The organism is Spirosoma gilvum (assembly GCF_054776815.1).
The window spans coordinates 419104-437517 of the sequence record NZ_BAAHBH010000004.1 but is presented as its reverse complement, the minus strand read 5'-3'; the positions used below and the strand labels follow the sequence as shown (position 1 = coordinate 437517).

At 48.4% G+C, this 18414-nt stretch carries 14 protein-coding genes; 2 read left to right on the top strand and 12 right to left on the bottom strand.

Going from position 1 to position 18414, the window contains the following annotated elements; translation table 11 throughout:
• Positions 1-14: 14 nt before the first annotated feature.
• Positions 15-2405 (bottom strand): M1 family metallopeptidase, encoded by a 2391-nt coding sequence (locus tag ACYVFD_RS13180; protein WP_461090566.1) that lies wholly within the window; start codon positions 2403-2405, stop codon positions 15-17.
• A gap of 221 nt (positions 2406-2626) precedes the next feature.
• Here ACYVFD_RS13180 and ACYVFD_RS13175 point away from each other — a divergent pair, with 221 nt between their 5' ends.
• Both ACYVFD_RS13175 and ACYVFD_RS13170 read left to right on the top strand, forming a co-directional pair.
• Complete coding sequence (locus ACYVFD_RS13175; protein WP_461090565.1) at positions 2627-4036, top strand: MBOAT family O-acyltransferase; 1410 nt, start codon at positions 2627-2629, stop codon at positions 4034-4036.
• Positions 4036-4908, top strand: coding sequence for a hypothetical protein (locus ACYVFD_RS13170; protein WP_461090564.1), 873 nt, complete (start codon positions 4036-4038; stop codon positions 4906-4908). Before ACYVFD_RS13175 ends, ACYVFD_RS13170 begins: the two co-directional genes overlap by 1 nt.
• 6 nt (positions 4909-4914) lie before the next feature.
• Here the strand turns inward: ACYVFD_RS13170 and ACYVFD_RS13165 are convergent, their stop codons facing one another.
• The 11 genes from ACYVFD_RS13165 to ACYVFD_RS13115 all read right to left on the bottom strand — a co-directional run bounded on the left by ACYVFD_RS13165 (position 4915) and on the right by ACYVFD_RS13115 (position 18348).
• Complete coding sequence (locus ACYVFD_RS13165; protein ID WP_461090563.1) at positions 4915-5538, bottom strand: HupE/UreJ family protein; 624 nt, start codon at positions 5536-5538, stop codon at positions 4915-4917.
• 29 nt (positions 5539-5567) lie between these two features.
• Entirely contained in the window at positions 5568-6083 is a 516-nt protein-coding gene (locus ACYVFD_RS13160) for a gamma carbonic anhydrase family protein (protein WP_461090562.1), read from the bottom strand.
• Between the two features lie 29 nt (positions 6084-6112).
• The gene (locus ACYVFD_RS13155; RefSeq protein ID WP_461090561.1) at positions 6113-6733 is read right to left on the bottom strand and encodes a 4'-phosphopantetheinyl transferase family protein; all 621 of its coding nucleotides are present in this window, start codon (positions 6731-6733) and stop codon (positions 6113-6115) included.
• Positions 6730-6987 carry an acyl carrier protein gene (locus tag ACYVFD_RS13150; RefSeq protein ID WP_461090560.1) on the bottom strand — a complete coding sequence of 86 codons (258 nt, stop codon included), beginning with the start codon at positions 6985-6987 and terminating at the stop codon, positions 6730-6732. Before ACYVFD_RS13150 ends, ACYVFD_RS13155 begins: the two co-directional genes overlap by 4 nt.
• 107 nt (positions 6988-7094) lie before the next feature.
• Positions 7095-8369, bottom strand: a complete 1275-nt coding sequence (locus ACYVFD_RS13145; RefSeq protein WP_461090559.1) for a beta-ketoacyl-[acyl-carrier-protein] synthase family protein — start codon at positions 8367-8369, stop codon at positions 7095-7097.
• Positions 8362-8820 (bottom strand): 3-hydroxyacyl-ACP dehydratase FabZ family protein, encoded by a 459-nt coding sequence (locus ACYVFD_RS13140; RefSeq protein WP_461090558.1) that lies wholly within the window; start codon positions 8818-8820, stop codon positions 8362-8364. The genes ACYVFD_RS13145 and ACYVFD_RS13140 overlap by 8 nt, the downstream gene beginning before the upstream one ends.
• The gene (locus ACYVFD_RS13135) at positions 8817-9611 is read right to left on the bottom strand and encodes an SDR family oxidoreductase (RefSeq protein WP_461090557.1); all 795 of its coding nucleotides are present in this window, start codon (positions 9609-9611) and stop codon (positions 8817-8819) included. Before ACYVFD_RS13135 ends, ACYVFD_RS13140 begins: the two co-directional genes overlap by 4 nt.
• A complete protein-coding gene (locus ACYVFD_RS13130) occupies positions 9605-10657 on the bottom strand; it encodes a type III polyketide synthase (protein WP_461090556.1) in 1053 nt (350 codons plus the stop codon). Before ACYVFD_RS13130 ends, ACYVFD_RS13135 begins: the two co-directional genes overlap by 7 nt.
• A complete protein-coding gene (locus tag ACYVFD_RS13125) occupies positions 10648-11367 on the bottom strand; it encodes a methyltransferase domain-containing protein (RefSeq protein ID WP_461090555.1) in 720 nt (239 codons plus the stop codon). The genes ACYVFD_RS13130 and ACYVFD_RS13125 overlap by 10 nt, the downstream gene beginning before the upstream one ends.
• 186 nt (positions 11368-11553) lie before the next feature.
• Positions 11554-12690, bottom strand: a complete 1137-nt coding sequence (locus tag ACYVFD_RS13120) for an NAD(P)/FAD-dependent oxidoreductase (protein ID WP_461090554.1) — start codon at positions 12688-12690, stop codon at positions 11554-11556.
• A 171-nt stretch (positions 12691-12861) separates the two neighbouring features.
• On the bottom strand, positions 12862-18348 hold the full coding sequence (locus ACYVFD_RS13115) for an alpha-2-macroglobulin family protein (RefSeq protein WP_461090552.1): 5487 nt from the start codon (positions 18346-18348) through the stop codon (positions 12862-12864).
• Between the last annotated feature and the right edge of the window lie 66 nt (positions 18349-18414).

Below are 18414 nucleotides of genomic sequence, written 5' to 3'. Positions count from 1 at the left end.
GTTAATAGAGATGATTAATTTCGACCACTGCCTTGTCGGGCGGGGGATGTTTGACGTTGTTGTTGCATTGGATTCGGCCCTGCAACACCTCCTGGTCCCTGCCGTTGCTTAAACAACTGGAAACGGGTAGGCTTAGCCACTCGCGGAAACGAGTTGTCTTCTGTATTAATATCGGCAATTTCGTAGAATGGATCGAGTGTCCATTGCTTCACCTTTTTATTGGTAGCAATGACTTTTTTAACCGATACGTCGTTGAAACGCCAGATTTCGGCTGGGAAACGCGCTATTGAATCGGTGCCGTCTTCAAACTCCATCCGCACAATAACGGGCATAGGAAGACCGCCTTTATTTTGAAGCGATAGGGTGTAAAAATTCGTACCTGCTTCGGCCAGTAAGCGTTCTTCGGCAGTCAGCGTAGCCAGATAGTCCTGATATTTTTTCCGATCCTGGTCAGTTACTGCATACGGGTCATATCGGTTATAGAAGTCGCGCATGGTACTGTCCTGCGATACAACGGTCTGATCTTTGCTCAGGGCATCGCGCTGTTTGCTGATCGTGTTCAGTTTTCGCTGGGCTTCGGTACGGGCTTCGGCTTTGCTAATCTCTGGATTTTGAGAGCCTGCCTGAAACCAATCCACCTTTACCAGGGATTGATCGACAGGTTGTACGCTATAGAACCATCCCTTCCAGAACCAATCCAGGTCGACTCCCGAAGCATCTTCCATGGTGCGGAAAAAGTCAGCCGGTTCGGGGCTTTTGAACGCCCAGCGACGAGCGTATTCCTTGAAGGCGTAGTCGAATAGTTCGCGCCCCATGATCGTTTCGCGCAGGATATTCAGACCAGTACCCGGTTTAGTATAGGCATTCGGGCCGAAGGTATTGCGGGGGACATTATCCGAACTGCTCATAATAGAAACCTGCTGAGTCGAGTCGAGTTGCATGTAGGGAACAATGTACTGCGGGTCGATGCCATGAGCGGGGAAATTGGCATCCCATTCAAGGCAGGCCAGTCCTTCCAGAAACGTATTTAAGCCTTCGTCCATCCATGACCACTGCCGTTCGTCGGAATTGACGATCATGGGGAAGAAATTGTGACCGACTTCGTGGATAACGACTGAAATCAGGAAGTTTTTCGTGCCTTCAGAGTAAGTACCATCTTCGAGCGGCCGGGCGCCGTTGAAACTGATCATCGGGTATTCCATACCACCCACCGGCCCATGAACGGAATACGCAACTGGGTACGGATACGCAATGGTCCGACGCGAGTATGAACGTAAGGTATGGGCAACAAGTCGGGTTGAGTATTGCCCCCAGAGTGGATTAGCTTCTTTCGGATAGAGCGACATAGCCCACACGCGTTTGCCTTCTACATTCGGTTGCAAGGCGTCCCAGATGAATTTACGGCTACTGGCAAACGAGAAATCCCGAACATTATCAGCTTTGTAAACCCAGGTTTTAGTACCAGTAGGTTTGCCTTTTTCTGCCGCCTGCGCTTCGGCCTGCGTAACGATCACGACTGGATTTTCGCCTGGTTTATCGCCTTTACCTTTAGCTTCATTCCAGCGTTTTTGCTGGGTGGCCGTTAAAACCTGTGTTGGATTTTGAAGTTCACCGGTGGCGCCTACGATGTGGTCGTTTGGTACGGTCAGGGCTACTTTATAGTTTCCGAAGATCAGCGTGAATTCGCCCGTCCCCAGAAATTGCTTGTTCTGCCAGCCAGTCACATCGTTATAAGCGCAGAGACGCGGAAACCACTGGGCTATTTCGTAAATGTAATTGCCATCGGCCGGAAAAAACTCATACCCCGAACGGGCACCAACGGCTTTTACATCAACAATCTTAAAATTCCAGTCGATGGAAAAGCTCACCGATTTGCCAGGCCCAACGGGTTGAGGTAAATCGATCCGCATCATAGTCTGGTTGATGGTGTACCGTAGTGGTTTGCCGGTTGCATCTCGTACCGATGTGATTTTATGACCGTAATCTTTCGTTGATAAATCCCCGCCCTGATTCAGCTGCTGGAACGACATACCCCGGTCGGCATTGATACTGCTGGTACGGGATGAATTCCCAATGGCTTCGGGGCGAAACAGATTTTGATCGAGCTGGAGCCAGAGGTAGGGCAGAGCGTCGCTGGAGTTGTTGTGATACGTGATCGTTTCAGAGCCGGTTATTTTCTGCGTAGCATCATCGAGGGTTGCTTTGATGTCATAATCGGCGCGGTTCTGAAAGTAGTCTTTTCCAGGAGCACCGGAAGCTGTCCGAAACGTATTGGGAGTGGGCAATATGGGGCCTAGTTGCTCAAAACGAGTATTGGCGTGCTGGGTGCTCGGGGCGGTAGGTTGCGCCAAGGCAGAACCGGCTGAAATTGCTAAACCCGCAATCAGCAAAATTATCTTTTGCATCCGTTAATTTTTAGTTGTTGATAGGAGTGGTAAAATTAAGAAAAAAGTAACAACTGGACCATAACAAAAATATACAGAGCCAGGTTGGCTTTACTTTTTAATCCAGATGAATATAGTTAGGCGCGGTACATCAAAGCCTCGTACTTGATCAACTATGTTTGTTTCGTATCTTCAGAAGATATAAAATTGCAGCAACCACTCCGTTCCTACTTCCTCATAAGATGCTTTTTACCAGCTTTAACTTTTTTGTACTGGTACTTTTAACCTTTATTCTATACTATTTGCCATTGTTGAATCGATGGCAGGTACCTATTTTGATCCTTGCCAGTCTGGTATTCTATTCCGTTAATCAGGCCGATTTGCTTTGGTTACTGCTGCTGTCGGTCAGTATCAATATTGTATCCAGTTATCTGGTCATTTACGGGCGCCCTGATTGGCGTCGATTTTATGCCATCTGGGGTGTGGTCGCCAACCTGAGTATTCTATGCTTTTTTAAGTATGGACCATTGCTGAGCCGGACATTTCTTCCTCTGGATAGTTCATTGGCCGAAACGTTGGTAGCCTTACCACTGCCCGTAGGGATCTCATTCTTTACCTTTCAGGGAATTAGTCTGGTTGTTGATACCTACCGATACCGAGATGTACCCAAATTTCGGTCGATGATTGTGCGGAATTGGTTGCAGCATGCACAAAATGTCTTTTTCTTCAAGGCTTTTTTCCCGCAGCTTGTCTCCGGCCCAATTGTTAAAGCTCACTTTTTTTTACCTCAGATCAGCCCTAAGTTCCTCGACGACATTAAGTGGGATGACTGCTTTCGGGCATTAGTCGTGGGTTATTTTTTAAAGACAGTAGTTGCCGATAACTTAAAAGATTACACAGCGTTGATGGTATATCCTTTTTTTGAAGGATATTCTTCCCTGACATTACTGGGTTTGCTGTTTGGGTATTCGATGCAAATCTTTGCTGATTTTGCCGGGTATTCACTTATTGCTCTGGGATTGGCTGGCCTATTTGGTTACGATTTCCCCATTAACTTCAACTTTCCGTATGTGGCCAGTTCGTTCTCTGATTTCTGGCGACGATGGCACATTTCATTATCGAGTTTTCTGCGCGAATACCTATACATTCCCTTAGGTGGGAATCGGCATGGGACACTTCGAACCTACCTGAATCTGATGCTGACGATGGTACTGGGTGGTCTTTGGCATGGGGCAGCCTGGAGCTATGCCGTTTGGGGTTTTGCGCATGGGCTGGCGCTGGCTGTAGAGCGATTCATTGATGGCCAATTTCCCACACAGCCCACTCGTTTTAGCCAACTGATTCGTGGTGGTATTGTGTTCGGCTATGTAACGCTGCTATGGTTACTCTTTAAGTTGCCGGATTTCAATCACGTACTTGCGTATTGTCGGGCGCTGGTGAGTAATCTTCACAAGCCAAATGATATGCGCGTACTGGGCCTGATCGCTATTTATTCGCTGCCGGTGATTGGCTATCATTTTCAATACCTCATCAGGAAGCCAGTGACTCAGTATAAGCCATCTACCTGGGAATTTGTGGGCTACGGACTGATGCTTTTTTTAGTGATTACCAATGCAGGGTCATCTGGGGTATTTATTTATTTTCAATTCTAATGGCTCGGAAGGCGATATTGACAACGCTACTATTCCTGCTGGTTTACAGCCTCTTTATCTATGCCTTCAAAGATCAGATTCACCGAACAGGCCTAACCGTCCAACAGAATAATATTGTTAAAGCTGAGGAGTTTCTCTACGAAAATGGCAAGCTGGCCGATACGATTGTCATTGGCTCATCGATGAGTAACCGGCTATTGTTTGATAGCCTGCCCGGTCACTATTATAATTTGTCGCTGGAAGGACTGGCGTCGGTCGATGGTCTTGGATTAATTGTTCGGGCCAAACATCGGCCGCGTTTGTTACTGATTGAAACCAATAGCATGGACCGGCTTCAGGACACTGCTTTTTTTGCTGCCTTAACGAAGCCGAACTGGGATAAAGTGCGGGAGTACATGCCCTTTACGATGTTAAAATATCAGCCTATTGGCGTCATAAAAGCTCTGCTTCGCGATTGGGGATCATCAAAGCCACTGATTGAAGGAACTGAGTCAGTTGATACATCTTTTGTCTCCAAATTGATTCAGGCACGCTTGATTGATATGCAACGAATTCCATCGGAGAATGAGATGCAGGCAAAGATCGACATCGCAGCAGCGGCTATTCGTAACTTGCGAGAGTTAGGTACGCAGGTGATATTTTTTGAGATGCCTACCGATCCACGCATAAGAAACTCCACATTGTCGAGTCAGATTCGGCAATTGGTAAGACTGACGTTTCCAGAGGCCACATACCAATACATTCAGTTTCCGGCGGATTTTTATCAAACTACTGACGGAGTACATTTACCCCAGGCTGAGTGTGCCCGCTACACCCGTTACCTATATAACCAGTTGAGTCAGTCGTCGGTCCGATTGACAGAGGTCAGATAAAGTTTCTCAGTTGCTCTGAATAAATTCATGCAAATACTCATTGTTGATAATGAGCGATAAAGCCATCCCGGCTACTATACCTGAAACAATCAGCACCCAGCGTAGCCGACGGCTTTTGACGATGTCAAGCAGGAAATAGGCTATTGCTAATACCAGACTTACAATAACTAGTTGCCCTAGTTCAAGGCCAATATTGAAAGCGAGTAACGGCTGAACGATGTCTGCTTCCCGGCCCAGCAAGCTGCGTAGGTAGTTGGAAAAACCCATACCATGAATAAGCCCGAACGATAAAGCTAGCAGATAACGCCCAAGCTGCTTTGATGACTGATTGGGCGCATGTCTTCCTGATCTTGATTCATGGAAGAAGAAATTAGTGATGGCCGTGATCAGTATGGTAATCGGGATCAGCAGTTCAATCAACTCCGTTTTGTAATGAATAAGCTGTAACGTGGCCAGCGCCAGTGTGATGGAATGACCAATCGTAAAGGCGGTAATCAGAATCAATACCTGACGCCATTGCTGAACCTTATAAACAGCACACAGTGCAATAACGAACAGAATATGGTCGTAGCCACTCGGATCGGTAATGTGATCGAAGCCTAAGCGGAGGTAGATCAGAAAATCTTCCATGATGTTTGGTTAACCAGTCAACCAATTAACTATTGCTCTTTAAACCATTCGGCGTACATGACGTAGTTGTTGGCGGTCCGTTTGAAGATTTCGGCCTGCTCGGGCGAAACGGCTTTCAGAAAACGGGCCGGATTGCCAGCGTAAATTGATCCGGGCGGAATGATTGTGTTCTGCGTAACGATAGCACCGGCTGCCACAATGCTGCCCTGGCCAACCACAGCACCATCCATTACAATAGCGCCCATGCCAATTAGTACATTGTCTTCGAGCGTACAGCCGTGTACGATGGCGTTATGGGCAATAGAAACATAGTTGCCGATGGTTGTTTTGAAGCGTTGGTAGGTGCAGTGAATAACGGCCCCATCCTGAATGTTGGTCCGGTCGCCAATGGTAATGGAGTTGACATCCCCTCGAACGACTGCGTTGAACCAGACTGTGCAGTCTTGTCCCATAACTACGTCGCCGACGATGGTCGCATTATCGGCAAACCAGCAGTTTTCGCCGAATTGGGGATGATTACCCCGAACAGATTTGATCAGTGCCATGCCGCAAAGATAAGCGCTATCGGTTCCGGTCAATACGATAGCGTTGAGCAGTTAGGCCAGCCGATTACATAGGCTCCGTAATACCCATGATGGCTAATGCTGACAGGAATAACGATCGGTTCGTTTGATGGCTGGTCGACAAGAAGGTCCGGGATGCCATCAGCACTTTGTCTAAAATGAACATCCGACTCAGTAGTGGCAAACGCCCTGGCTGTGTGTACGAGTAGTTTTTGTCGAATCTGTGCGGACTGATGGGAATAATCAGCGTTTTTGAGCTGGATAACAGTCTGATGATGGGGGAGATTATTCTGAAGGAAGGCTAAACTGGAAATGTAATTCGGAGTAATGATGGTTTTAGTTTGGTAAACGTTTTCGTAAAAAACTCTACCAGTGGCTGTTGTATCCGTTGCGAATAGGAGTTGACAGCTTATTTTTCGCGGTGCAAAACGCCGTAATCGGGTTTGGCGGAAGCTAGCTTTATAGGCGCTCTCTTTCATACTCCAGAGTAGCCAGACCATGTGCTCGGGATCGGCTGAGGTGTTGATAAGGTGTTGCTCATCGGCTGTGAAGATTTTTTCCAGAAAGCCTTTACGTCGCCAGTTGCTTTCCTTTCGAGCCTGGGTCAGATCAACAATGTCGTTGCCAATCATTTGGCTTCCAGCTTCTGCATGATAATGTCAATGGACGCGCCAACCGTCAACATCCGCTCCATCGACTCATTATCGATCTCGATGTCGTAGGCTTCTTCCACATCCAGCGCAATATCAACCAGGTTTGCTGAATTTATTTTCAGGTCTTTAATGAAATCAGTATCCTCTGTCAGATTGGCGAATGCCTGTTCGTCCTGAACGTAGGGCTTTACAATTTTTTTGAGGGTAGCAATCAGTTCGTCTTTGGTTTCCATGATTGATAAAGGTTAATAGAACACGGATTGTTATGATGCCGGGCCGACGCTTCGGTTATGATGTACACAGATCTTTATAGATCATAAAAATCATAATAATCTGTGTTCTATTCGTGATTGAATTTTTTCAAAATGGCACAGGCATTCACATCGCCAAAGCCAAAATTAGCCTTCGCAATTACCTGAATGTCCTTGTGAATAAGTTGCTGGGGTATTTTGTCGGGGGCAATACGTGTTGCAATGTCTGGATGAGGGTTTTGGCAGTTGATGGAAGGGTAGATAAAGCCATGATGTAACTCTAACACTGAAGCCACACACTCAATACTACCAGCCGCACTCAGGCAATGCCCCACCATTGATTTCAACGAATTAATATACGGAAAATCATCACCATGTCGTCCAAGCGCGTCACACCAGGCAATTACTTCGGCCGGGTCTTTAGTGGTAGCCGTTAAATGTCCATCGATGACATCGACAGCCGAGGGTGGAAGCTGAGCCTGTTCCAGCGCTTTCTGAATGCACCGACTTACGGCCACAGGGTTAGGGGCTGTCATGGTACCACCACCGCGCTGTCCACCCGAATTGATATGGCCGCCCAGCACCTCAGCATAGATAGTAGCGTTTCGGTCCAGCGCACTATCCAACGATTCCAGCACCAAAGCGCCTGCCCCACTAGCCGGTACGAAGCCACTGGCGGTTGCACTCATTGGACGGGAGCCATTTTCAGGAGTCTGGTTATACTGATAAGGGAGTACCCGCATGGCATCGAACCCACCCCAGATGTATGGCCCATGATCGTTACAACTTCCCGCCAGCGTTCGTTTCGCCTGACCTGATGCAATACGCTCGTACGCAATCAGGAGTGCTTCGGTACCCGTGGCACAGGCCGATGAGTTGGCACTGATCTGATTGCCGCAGCCCAACATGCCAGCCAGGTAAGCGCTTACTCCGCTGGTCATGGTTTGTACAACGGCCGTACTGCCCAACCGCCTGACCTGCCCCTGATCGACTTTGTAGATGGCTTCCCGAATTTTATCAATCCCTAAAATGCCCGTACCGAATACAATGCCACTGTCCCAATCTGGTTCGTCTTCTGCTACTGGAAGACCCGCGTTTTGCCAGGCTTCCATACCCGCAATAACGCCATAAATAATGCCACTACTGTTTAGTTGATGAAGCTGCAGTTCGCTAAAATACTGGTGTTTTTGCGCTTCGGTTACCGGCGGAACGCCACCAATCTGACAGGAAAATTTCAGATCGGCCAAGTCCTGATGAAACGCGATGCCACTACGCCCAGCCTTGATAGCTTCCCGAAAGTCAGGAACACCTATACCATTCGGGGCTACAACGCCCAAGCCTGTGATAACGACTCGATTACGCATGACTTTTGGATTTCATCATTCCGGCAATAGTTCCGCGGCAAACCAACTCACCCTTACTGTTCAGCATTTCGACCTTACACTTTAACTTATGAAATCGGAAATAGTCTTTTGTAGATCTGACCGTAACGGTTTCGGTTGGAAAAACGGGACGAAAAAAGTCGATTTGTGTGGAGGTGAGGGCAATTTCTACATCATTACTAAGTGCATCGTTTACTAAAAATATGCCCAGGCAAACGACGCCGATCTGCGCCATTACTTCGGTCAGAATGACACCGGGCGTAACGGGTTTATCGGCAAAATGACCTTTGTAAAACGTTGAATCTTCGGGGAAGGTGTAGCTGCCTTCCGCGCCATTTTCGTCAACAGAATGCAGTTTGTCGACAAACAAAAAAGGTTTGCTGTACGGTAATCGGGCGATAATCTGGTCGAACTGCTGCAAGTTGTTGATCATTGAAGGTGTTCACCACCCGTCACCGGAATGACGGCTCCGTTGATCCAGGCGGCTTCATCTTTACACAATAGATACGCTACATTAGCGATGTCGGTTGCCTGAGTTGTTCGGGCAAACGGATTTCGTTGCTGACTATGGCTGAGTAGCGTATCAGAGCCAGGAATCATCCGCAACGAGGCTGTATCCGTAACACCTGCCATAATACAGTTGGCCCGGATGCCCGAAGGTGCCAATTCCAGGGCAATACTTCGGGAAATGGCTTCCAACGCTGCTTTGGCCGCTGAAACAGCCGCGTAGTTTTTCCAGGCCCTGTTGCTGCCCTCACTTGTAAAACTAATCACGCGCGCATCGGCTGCAAACAGGTTAGCTGATAGTAAGGCGTTTGTCCAGTCGTACAGACTAATGGCCATAGCATCAATGGTCAGTTGAAAGTCGTCGTGCTGAAGTACCGGCTGACCTTCTGCCTGCATTGGTTTCAGATTTCCTTTGGCAATGCTATGGATTAAGGCTCTGACCTTTCCCTGATACCCTTGTTCGATTAATTCAGCAATAATCATACTCCGCTTTTCGGCATTTGTAGCATCCAGATTATACTGCCTGACTAGAATACCATTGGCCTGTATCTGGCTAAACTCGGCTTCAGCTCCGGCCTGATCGGCTTTTCGGGTACGATGCACAATGCAAAGATTCATGCCGTGCTGTGCCAGTTTATGGGCCGTAGCAAGCCCAAGTCCCGAACTGCCGCCCAGAATAACAGCCCAATAATTCAACCCATCAAATTCCTTTACCATTGCAGTAGAACCCGTTGCGCTGAAAAACCCGGACCAAAACTGAGCATCAATCCGTACGAACCGTTTTCGGGCTGGCGCTCCATAAATCGCTCCAGCACATACAGTACGGTGGCACTAGACATGTTCCCGTATAGGCGCAGGACTTCTTTGGTGTCATCAATGTTCTTGCCCAGTTTACCAAAAAGCTCCTGCACAACCTCCACAATTTTGCGCCCTCCCGGATGGAAAATCAGGTGTGAGATTTGCTCGATTGTCAGGTTGTTTTTTGCAAGAAAAGGAAAAATAATATCCGAAAAGTGAGCGGCAATGGTTTCCGTCACCGACTTGTCGAGAACCATCTGTAGACCCGTATTGGTTAGGTCGAAGCCCATCAGATGCGTAGCGTCGTAAAAATGGTACATCTCTTCGGCCAGAATTTCTGGACCCGTATCGTTATCGTTCGAAGAAAGCAGTACACAGGCCGCGCCATCGCCAAAAATAGCTGCGCTAACGATGTTGGCCATCGAATAATCGTCCAGCTGAAAGGTAGACGTTGGGGATTCAACGGCCAGCAAAGCCGCTCGTTTGCCCGGATTGGCTTTCAAAAAGTTCTTCGCGTAAATAATGCCCGAAATGCCAGCCACGCAGCCCATTTCGGTGACGGGGAGCCGCACAATATCCTGACGCATCTGCATACGGTTGATCAAGTACGCATCGAGCGAAGGGATCATAATGCCTGTGCAACTGACCGTTATCAGAAAATCAATATCGGTAATTGACCAATCCGTTTTGGCCAGGGCGTTTGTCAGAGCCGTTTCGCCCAGTTTAATGGATTCCTGAGCATAAAGCGCGTTTTTCTCTTCAAAGGATGTTTTGGTAAACACCTCTGTAGGTCCCATGATCGAGTAGCGCCGATCGACAGCCGCATTTTCAAAAATCTTTTTGACTTTTCGCTGGAAACGCGAATCCTGACCCGCCAGCCATTGGTCCAGAAAGGGTAAAATATCGGTTGTATCCCGCCAATTCGATGGTAATGCTTTTGCTACTGACGTAATTTTTACTGACATAGGTTTTTAATAATCCATTGATAGCGAAAAGCCCATTTCCAGCGAATACGAGAATTGGCCAGATGAAGTTGCCTGGAATATCGTTCTAAATCTCTTTTTTTGAAACCCCTCAAAATGGAGATGAGTCCATCCTCCCGCGACAGATCATTGAGCCGGAAAATGAAGCAAATCAATTGGAATAGTCGATAGGCTAGTGCACTGCGGTGCAAATCATTAATAACGATACCCAGTCGGGCTTTGTTTGCCAATAACGTCATTAGTGAGAGAATGTCAGTATCCGAAAAATGATGCAACGTCAGGGTACATACGGCAATGTCATACTGTAGCGACGCAAAACTTTCCTCGAATACATTCTGAACGGCATACGAAATAGTTGGGTACTTATCGGAACAGAGTTGGGCGTGGGTAATCGTGTCAGGATTTGCATCAATACCTAAGATGTTGACCGTCAGGTTATGTCGTCTGGCAAAATCAGCAATGGCCCGGCACATATCGCCATTGCCACAACCAATGTCAATAATGGTAATCGGAGTAGTTCGGGGAGCGTCCCGAATTAGTGATTGAATGCCATCGATGGTAATTTTGTTGCCCCCCAGCCACCGATTAATTACCGCAATTTTGTCTAATGCGTCGCGTAAATCACTGCCCGCCAGTTCGAAATCATCCAGCGCTTCTTCCTGAGTCGTACGTTGTGAGGTGTCTAAGGGCATTTGTAATGAATAATGGCCAATGAAAAATGTAAAATGAATTTCGTGATGTCATATGCTTATATCTGACGGAATGAGGTTTCTTAAAACCTCGTTAAAGAAGCTTGAAGAGGTTTTGAGAAACCTCAATGTGTCGGTTTTAAGAAACCGACACCACAGCGGCACCGCAGTAGCATTATCCATTGTCCATTATACACTATCCATTAATCTACCGTGGGTTTGTTTGATAATCAGTGGCAAAACGCTGGGTGTCAGTTGAAGGCCTTTAAGCATAACTGACGTAGCCAATGGATGTTGTAAAACGGATTGCAAAAGCCGTCCGGCGGTTAATCGACCGGTAAATTCATTTCTCCAGGCAAGTGCATAGCTCTTTTCCAGGGCAAGTCTGTCTTTACGTTTTCCATCAAAATACGTTATGAGCCTTTCTGATACTAACTTGGCACTGTGAATAGCCATAGCCATGCCGTTACCGCACAAAGGATGAATTAGTCCGGCGGTATCGCCACACATCAGTACGTGATTTTCGACTGGCTGTTTGGGCGCAAACGAAATTTGGCTGATAACCAGCGGCTTGTCAAATAATAGTTCGGCATTTAAAAAGAAGTGGGCTAAGTGTGGATTCTGTGAAAGGACCTGCCGTTGGAACGCATCGATATTTTTGTACGCTTTAAAACTCTCGTAGGTAGCCAGATAACAGGCATTAACGATACCATTTTCTACCTGACACAGCCCACAGTAGCCCCCATGAAAGTTATGCAACGATACCAGGCCTTCCGTAAAGTCGGCTTTGTAATGGGCTTTCACCCCCAGCCAGGGCGATTCTTTTCGGATAAAGGGCCTGTTCAATTGTTTATCCAGCAATGACCGCTTCCCATAAGCGCCAATGGCTATTGTGGACCGGAAGGTTGTGTCGGATGCAGTTTCGATGGTAAATGCGTTGGTAGTTTCTTCGAAGAAAACGCGCTTTACTTCGTCCTGGATTATCGTTACCCCCGACAGAACTGCCTTTTGCGCTAGATAATTATCCAGCGCGTACCGGCTTACAGAAAATCCTCCTAGTGGCAAATCACTTTCAATCGTAGCACCCGAAACGGTACTGAGCGAGAAATGCTGGATTTGGGCGGGATTTAACGTATCTACCCAAACCCCCAATTGCTGAAGATACGGCAACACTTCATTAGATACGTATTCACCACAGACCTTATGATGCGGGTATGCCTGTTTCTCAAACAGAACCACCCGCAGATTATGCCGGGCAAGATGAATACCAGCTGTTAATCCCGCCAGGCCACCACCAATAATCACTATGTCGGCATCGGGTAGCATGGGCGAGGTGGTTGGTTGACGGGTTAACTAGTTGCTTAGGGAAGATGTTTGTTGGGCTGTTTACCTCACCCCCAGCCCCTCTCCTGATTTCAGGAGAGGGGAGACTCATGTGGGAATTTTAGTTGTTAGCACTACGCTGAGCTTAGGACGGTCGGCCATTACTGAGATAAATCATCTCACCGTCAATGTTCCAGCACCATTATAGCTGCGGTATTCGCTGTTGTACATGGCGTCAGCAGAGACGGGACCGACTACAAAACGGCCTTTCGATACGGCACGGGCCAGGTAATAAAACGTTTGCTCGCTGCCCGTAGCCGATGTGTAGAAATTGATGCGGTCGTCGCGGAGATCGAAATAGTCGGGAACGGAAGGTTTCTGAATCCAGTCCATATCGCGGGGCTCGGTCAGGCGCGGATTTTCGACTTCAAGACCCGCCGGAAGCAGATCCGTTACCACCACATTATCGATCGACAGGCCGTTGGTACTGGTCAGGGTGATTTTGATAACCACCAGATCATTTTGCCGGATTTCGCCCATAGCTTGACCATCGCGGCTGAGGTATTCCCGGCGAACGCGTAACCCATTGTCTTCTTCCGGGACTTTTCCGCTGGTTGGTATTCCCTCACTTTGCGCGAAGTAATACACATTGCCCGAACCGCTGGCATTGATCTGCAAAGGTGCGTTGGTAGGTACACGCTTGAGATTCAACAGCGCATCATTCATTGTCCCCAGCGATTTTCCTGCGGATGTTACGGTCGCTGTAGCCGTGCTGTTGGCCGTTTGACGAGCCAGTTTGCCGAGTGACAGGAAGGCAAAAGCCGCTTCCTGCGTGTTCAGATACATGGTTTGTTTTAAAGCCCCCGAAAGTTGCCGGGCTAAGGTCGGAATCTGTAGGTTGTTCCGATCGGTTTCAACCAGTGCATCCAGCGTCAGGGCGAGGTTTCGGATAGGCGATGCATAACTATCGCCCGTTTGACGGCCTATGGTGTTGTCTGTAAACCGTTTGGGCAGGAGCACCGAAAAACTGCGAGTATCTCCGACGTGGAAGAACGTCGATGCAAGCAGATAACGGCTATCGGTCGTCAATAAGCCTGCATTTTGTTTGTAATAATTCATGGCCGAACGATTCGGCTTACCCGCCACCGCCAGGGCATATAACGCATAAATACTGGTGCGGCTAGCTAATTTACGAGTTGTTCGCCCACCGGCTTCGTCATACACAACGACATCCTCAATTGCCGGAGCATTGGTCAGGGTAGTGAGGTAATCCATCGCCGAACTCAGTACCGATGGACGCACTTCGTAACCCGCTTCCTGCGCTTCGGCCAGAAAATGAACGGCGTAGGCAGAGGCCCAGCTATCGACCGTTGAGCGTCCCTGTATTGAAGGCGTTCCGGGCCACATCGTGAAACCTCCCCCCGGCACCTGCTGACTTTCGACCTTCTGAATGGCTTGCCGGACGTTGTTGGCCGGATTCAGATCGCTCTCACCCGCCCGCACGAAATACACATTCGATGAGAGTTGTTTGGCCAGGTCGGCAAAGTACAATTGTGGAAATGCTTTCGAAATCGTTTGTTCGATACAACCGTGCGGATAACCCAGCAGATACGACAATTCCCGGCCATACTGCGCTACCGGCGACCGACTTAGCGTTATGCTGGCTTTAGCTGTACCCGGCAGGAAATTGCCCGCCAATTGCAACGATTGCGATTTGCCACTGGCTACTGCACCCGAGAGTGTGGTTTTCTGCAAGGATGCGGCTGGCCGAACGGTGATGTCAGTTTTTTCGGTAAAGGTTTCGCCCAGGCCAGTAGCCGTAATCGTAATGCTGCCTGTACCAATAACCTGTTTGGCTGAGATTCGGAAGGTTGTCCGTCCTTCACGACCGGCTGGAATGGTCAATTTCTGGGTACTGATGCTATCAACAGTTAGCGGGCCTGTCAGGCTTAAACGCGCTGTAATGGTCGCCGGGTTTTTTGTCGTGTTGCTTAAATTAACCGGTAATTCCAGATTGTCGCCGGGGGCTAGAAAACGGGGAACGCCTGTGCTGATCACAATGGGGTCAGCTACTTTCATGTTGGTGTTGGCCGAGCCGAATGCGTTGTCTTTATAGGCAACGGCCATAATGCGCAGATCGCCCGAAAACTGAGGAATATCAACGGAAAATTCTGCTTCGCCATCGAAGCCAGTGTCCAGAATGCCGCTCCATAAGGCTACCAGCCGAACCCGACCGTTGCTCAGTGGGTTCACTCGTTTTTCCAGATCATAGCCATCCCCACCAACGCTGGACGACGATTTGAGCGAGAGTTCCGGGTAGAGCAGGGCATATAAATCGTGGCTGCTGACTTCTAGGGCGCGTTTTTGATAGAAAAAGCCGTGTGGATCAGGCGTTTTGAAGTTTTTTATCTGAAGAATCCCCTCATCCACAACTGCTACGGTCACCTGGGCATTCCGGGCGGTTTTAATCTTGATAGTTTGCTTCGTTTTCGAGCGCGATTGGGTAGCTGCCGTAATCGTGACCGGCAGTTGTGTATCCTTATCCTGAACCAGTACCGGAGCAAATCCGTGGGCAACTGTCAATGGGAGGTTGGTGTTGTCCATAGCCCGGATCAGCGTGGCTGTTATGTACACGTTCGGCAAGTGCTGGCTCCCTACCGAAAAGCTCCACTCGACCGACTTGTTGTTTGTTGTGAGCCATTGTTGCTCCAGAACGTTGTTGCGTTCAACCGTCACCAGGAGTTTACCATCGAATGGGGCTTTGAAAATGACTTTTGCTTTGTCACCAGTTTGGTAGATCGGCTTATCGAGCGTCATGAGCACCTGCCCTTCCTGACTGACTTCAAACGACGATGCCGACGTGCTTCCGTAGCCATATGCATAAAAGCCCGTTGCGGCATAGTTGGTCCCACCCGGCCGCCGTACCCGGATTTCATACTCACCTGAAACAGTTGGTACGTATCGGAAACCGGCTTTGCCACCTTTAAACAGAAGCGTGTTGGTGTAAACTGATTTTTCCCGTCGTTTGGTGCTGTATTTGATTCGGGCCTGATCGCCTTCGCCTTCTTTTTCGATCACCGTCTGGTAATCATAGCGAACTACTTCTACATTGGCTGATGCCGATGCTCTAAGCGTTCCTGTCGGATCAAGAGCTACAAGTTCGGCGGCTACAGGAGCATTGGTCGCTATATAGCTGTCCGGTAAGCGGACACCGTAAAACGTATCCTGCGTCAGAACGTCCAGCCGACGAAGCCGATTTACAGGCCGCCCATTCTCGTCAAAAACCGTCACAAATAGTTTAGCTTCCAGTAGGCCAATATCCTGATACATGGCTGAAATGGGGAATTTCTCCGTAGCCTGCCCGTTGGCATTGGTGCGTCCCTGACGAAGCTCTTTGGGGAATGGATCAGGTTTGCCATTGGCAGTAGCCACTTCTTCTCCCGACGGAATGCTAAAATCATAATCACTGTAATCTTTAGGAGCAAATGCTTTTCGTTTGAGCTGCAATTCCATTTCGTAAGCCCGGTCGGAAGCTGGTGGGCCAAACAGGTTCATGGCCGTTGCCGAAAGTGTAATCGTTTGTCCGGATTTGTAGCTGGACTTATCAGTCAACACATCTACCTTGATCCGGTCGGGAATAAATTCTTCGACATTCACTGGCTGCGAGGTAAGCAGCACATTGTTGGCGTTGAGCACCTCAATCGTATAGGTGCCCGTAACAGCGGCCGGATTGAGTGGCACATCGGTCGTAACGGCTCCCTGCGCATTCGTAGTTTTTCGGAACGCACTCAGTTCGCGACCGTTGGGGGCTAATACCCGAACCAGGACCGGAATTTCGCCCACACTTTGCCAGCTTTGAGACCGGATAACCGTATTGAAATGAATCGTTTCGCCAGGTCGGTAAATATCACGGTCGCCATATACGAACGCATCGAAACCCGATTCGTTATCGTATTTGCCTTCCACATCGAAGCGGGAGGTTTCGACTTCGGTATCGGGCAAAAACAGGAAGTTAAAATCATCCGTCGTACGGGCTGTAATGAGTGCAATCTTAAAACCCGGCGCTTTTTCGGTGATTTTATCGAACTTGATAAAGCCACTGCCGTCGGTTTTTAGGGTATAAACTGATTGATTATTGCTACTCACCAGCGTGACGTCAACCCCCTGTATGGGCTCGGCTGTACGAATGGAATTGGCCCAGATCAGAATCTCGTTTTTGGTCTGATGCGCTACTAAGCCAATGTCGGAAACAGAAACCAACTGACTGGCCTGCAAATATGCTTCGTCTTTTGAATTGACCGATACCAGATAAACTCCCCGAAATGTGTTGTTCTGATCTGGCAGTGATAGATTCAATGCTGAGGCTCCCCGCACCTTGGGCAGGTCGGCTGTTTCAATGGTTTTATTGACGAGGACATCACTTAAATCACCCTGCTCATCGTCGCTGTAGTTGAAGGCGCCCGACGGTCCCCATTCTCCGTTCGGTTTCTCCTTGTATTCTTCATAGCGATTGTTTCGGAAATAGTTAAGTAGGTTGTTTTCGTAAACTTTCGAAACCTTGACCTGTACTTTCGGCACGTTTACGATGTTCAATCCCACATTCCGCGACCCTTTCGACGATAGATAAAGCGCTTTTTTATTGGCGAACTGAATGCTGGCTGGCATTTTTCCAAAAAATAGATCCTTTGTCACGGGTTCGGCCAGCTTCGTACCTAAAACACCTCGAATCTGATCGGTAAGTGTGAGTACGTAGGTATCCGTTTCGTTGAAATCTCCCCGGATGATGAAGCCATTCTCAGTCAGTTCAGCGGTGGTTTCGACCTGAGGTTGAATGGTGTAATACTGACTCAGATTGCCCGGTTGCAATTCCTGGGTGGTAACGACCCGCACTACACCCCGATTGTTCTCAAAAGAAGTCAGCACATCGGCCACATCGACTTTAAAACGCGAGGGTAAGGTGCTGGTTTCCTCAATCGGTTCTTTACTGACGTAAGCCGTATTAGGTACTTTCAGACCCTTATCAATTTTTATCGTCAGTGGCTGCTCATTTTTCTCGTCTGGTGCATTGGTCAGGTTAAGGGCAACGGCGTTTTGCCCTTCGCTGGGCGTACTCTGAATGGTAAGAGCTTTCCCTTCCGAGGTTGCTGAAACTTTACCCGTCACCTCTGCCGACGAAACGGGGTAATTGAAGTTTAGCCGAGTTTTGGCAAGAGGCTGTCCGGTTTCGCGGGACTTGGTCCACCAGTTTTCGGTGCTGGTAAGTTGCAGGTAAGGCGTATGAAAGACAATGTCTTCGCCAGATACCTTCAGAGCTTTGGCTTCTGAACGCTTAAGCAAATCGTCGGTCAGTTCGGCGCGGTAGTCGGTTGCCGGATCGAAGGCGACGGCTGGGGAGAAAATCAGTTCATTAGGAGCTACCCATTTGAATTTCCCCCGAACGGCCGGAATGAACCGAACATACTGGGTTGAGTCCCACTCATCGAATTGATTGGTTGGGCCAACGTTTTTATTGAATGTAAACGTCAGGTTCTGGGTCTGCTGAATTTCATCATCGAAGTTACGCCCAACAACCGCTACTTCATTGAATGACAACCGCGAACATTGAACCAGAAATACCGATAAAATGATAGCCGACAGTAGCGTACGGAGGAATAGTCGCATGTGTATAAGGGTAGGAATGAATGGCCGAATATAGACGAAAAAACCCACTCCAAAATTGCGGAGTGG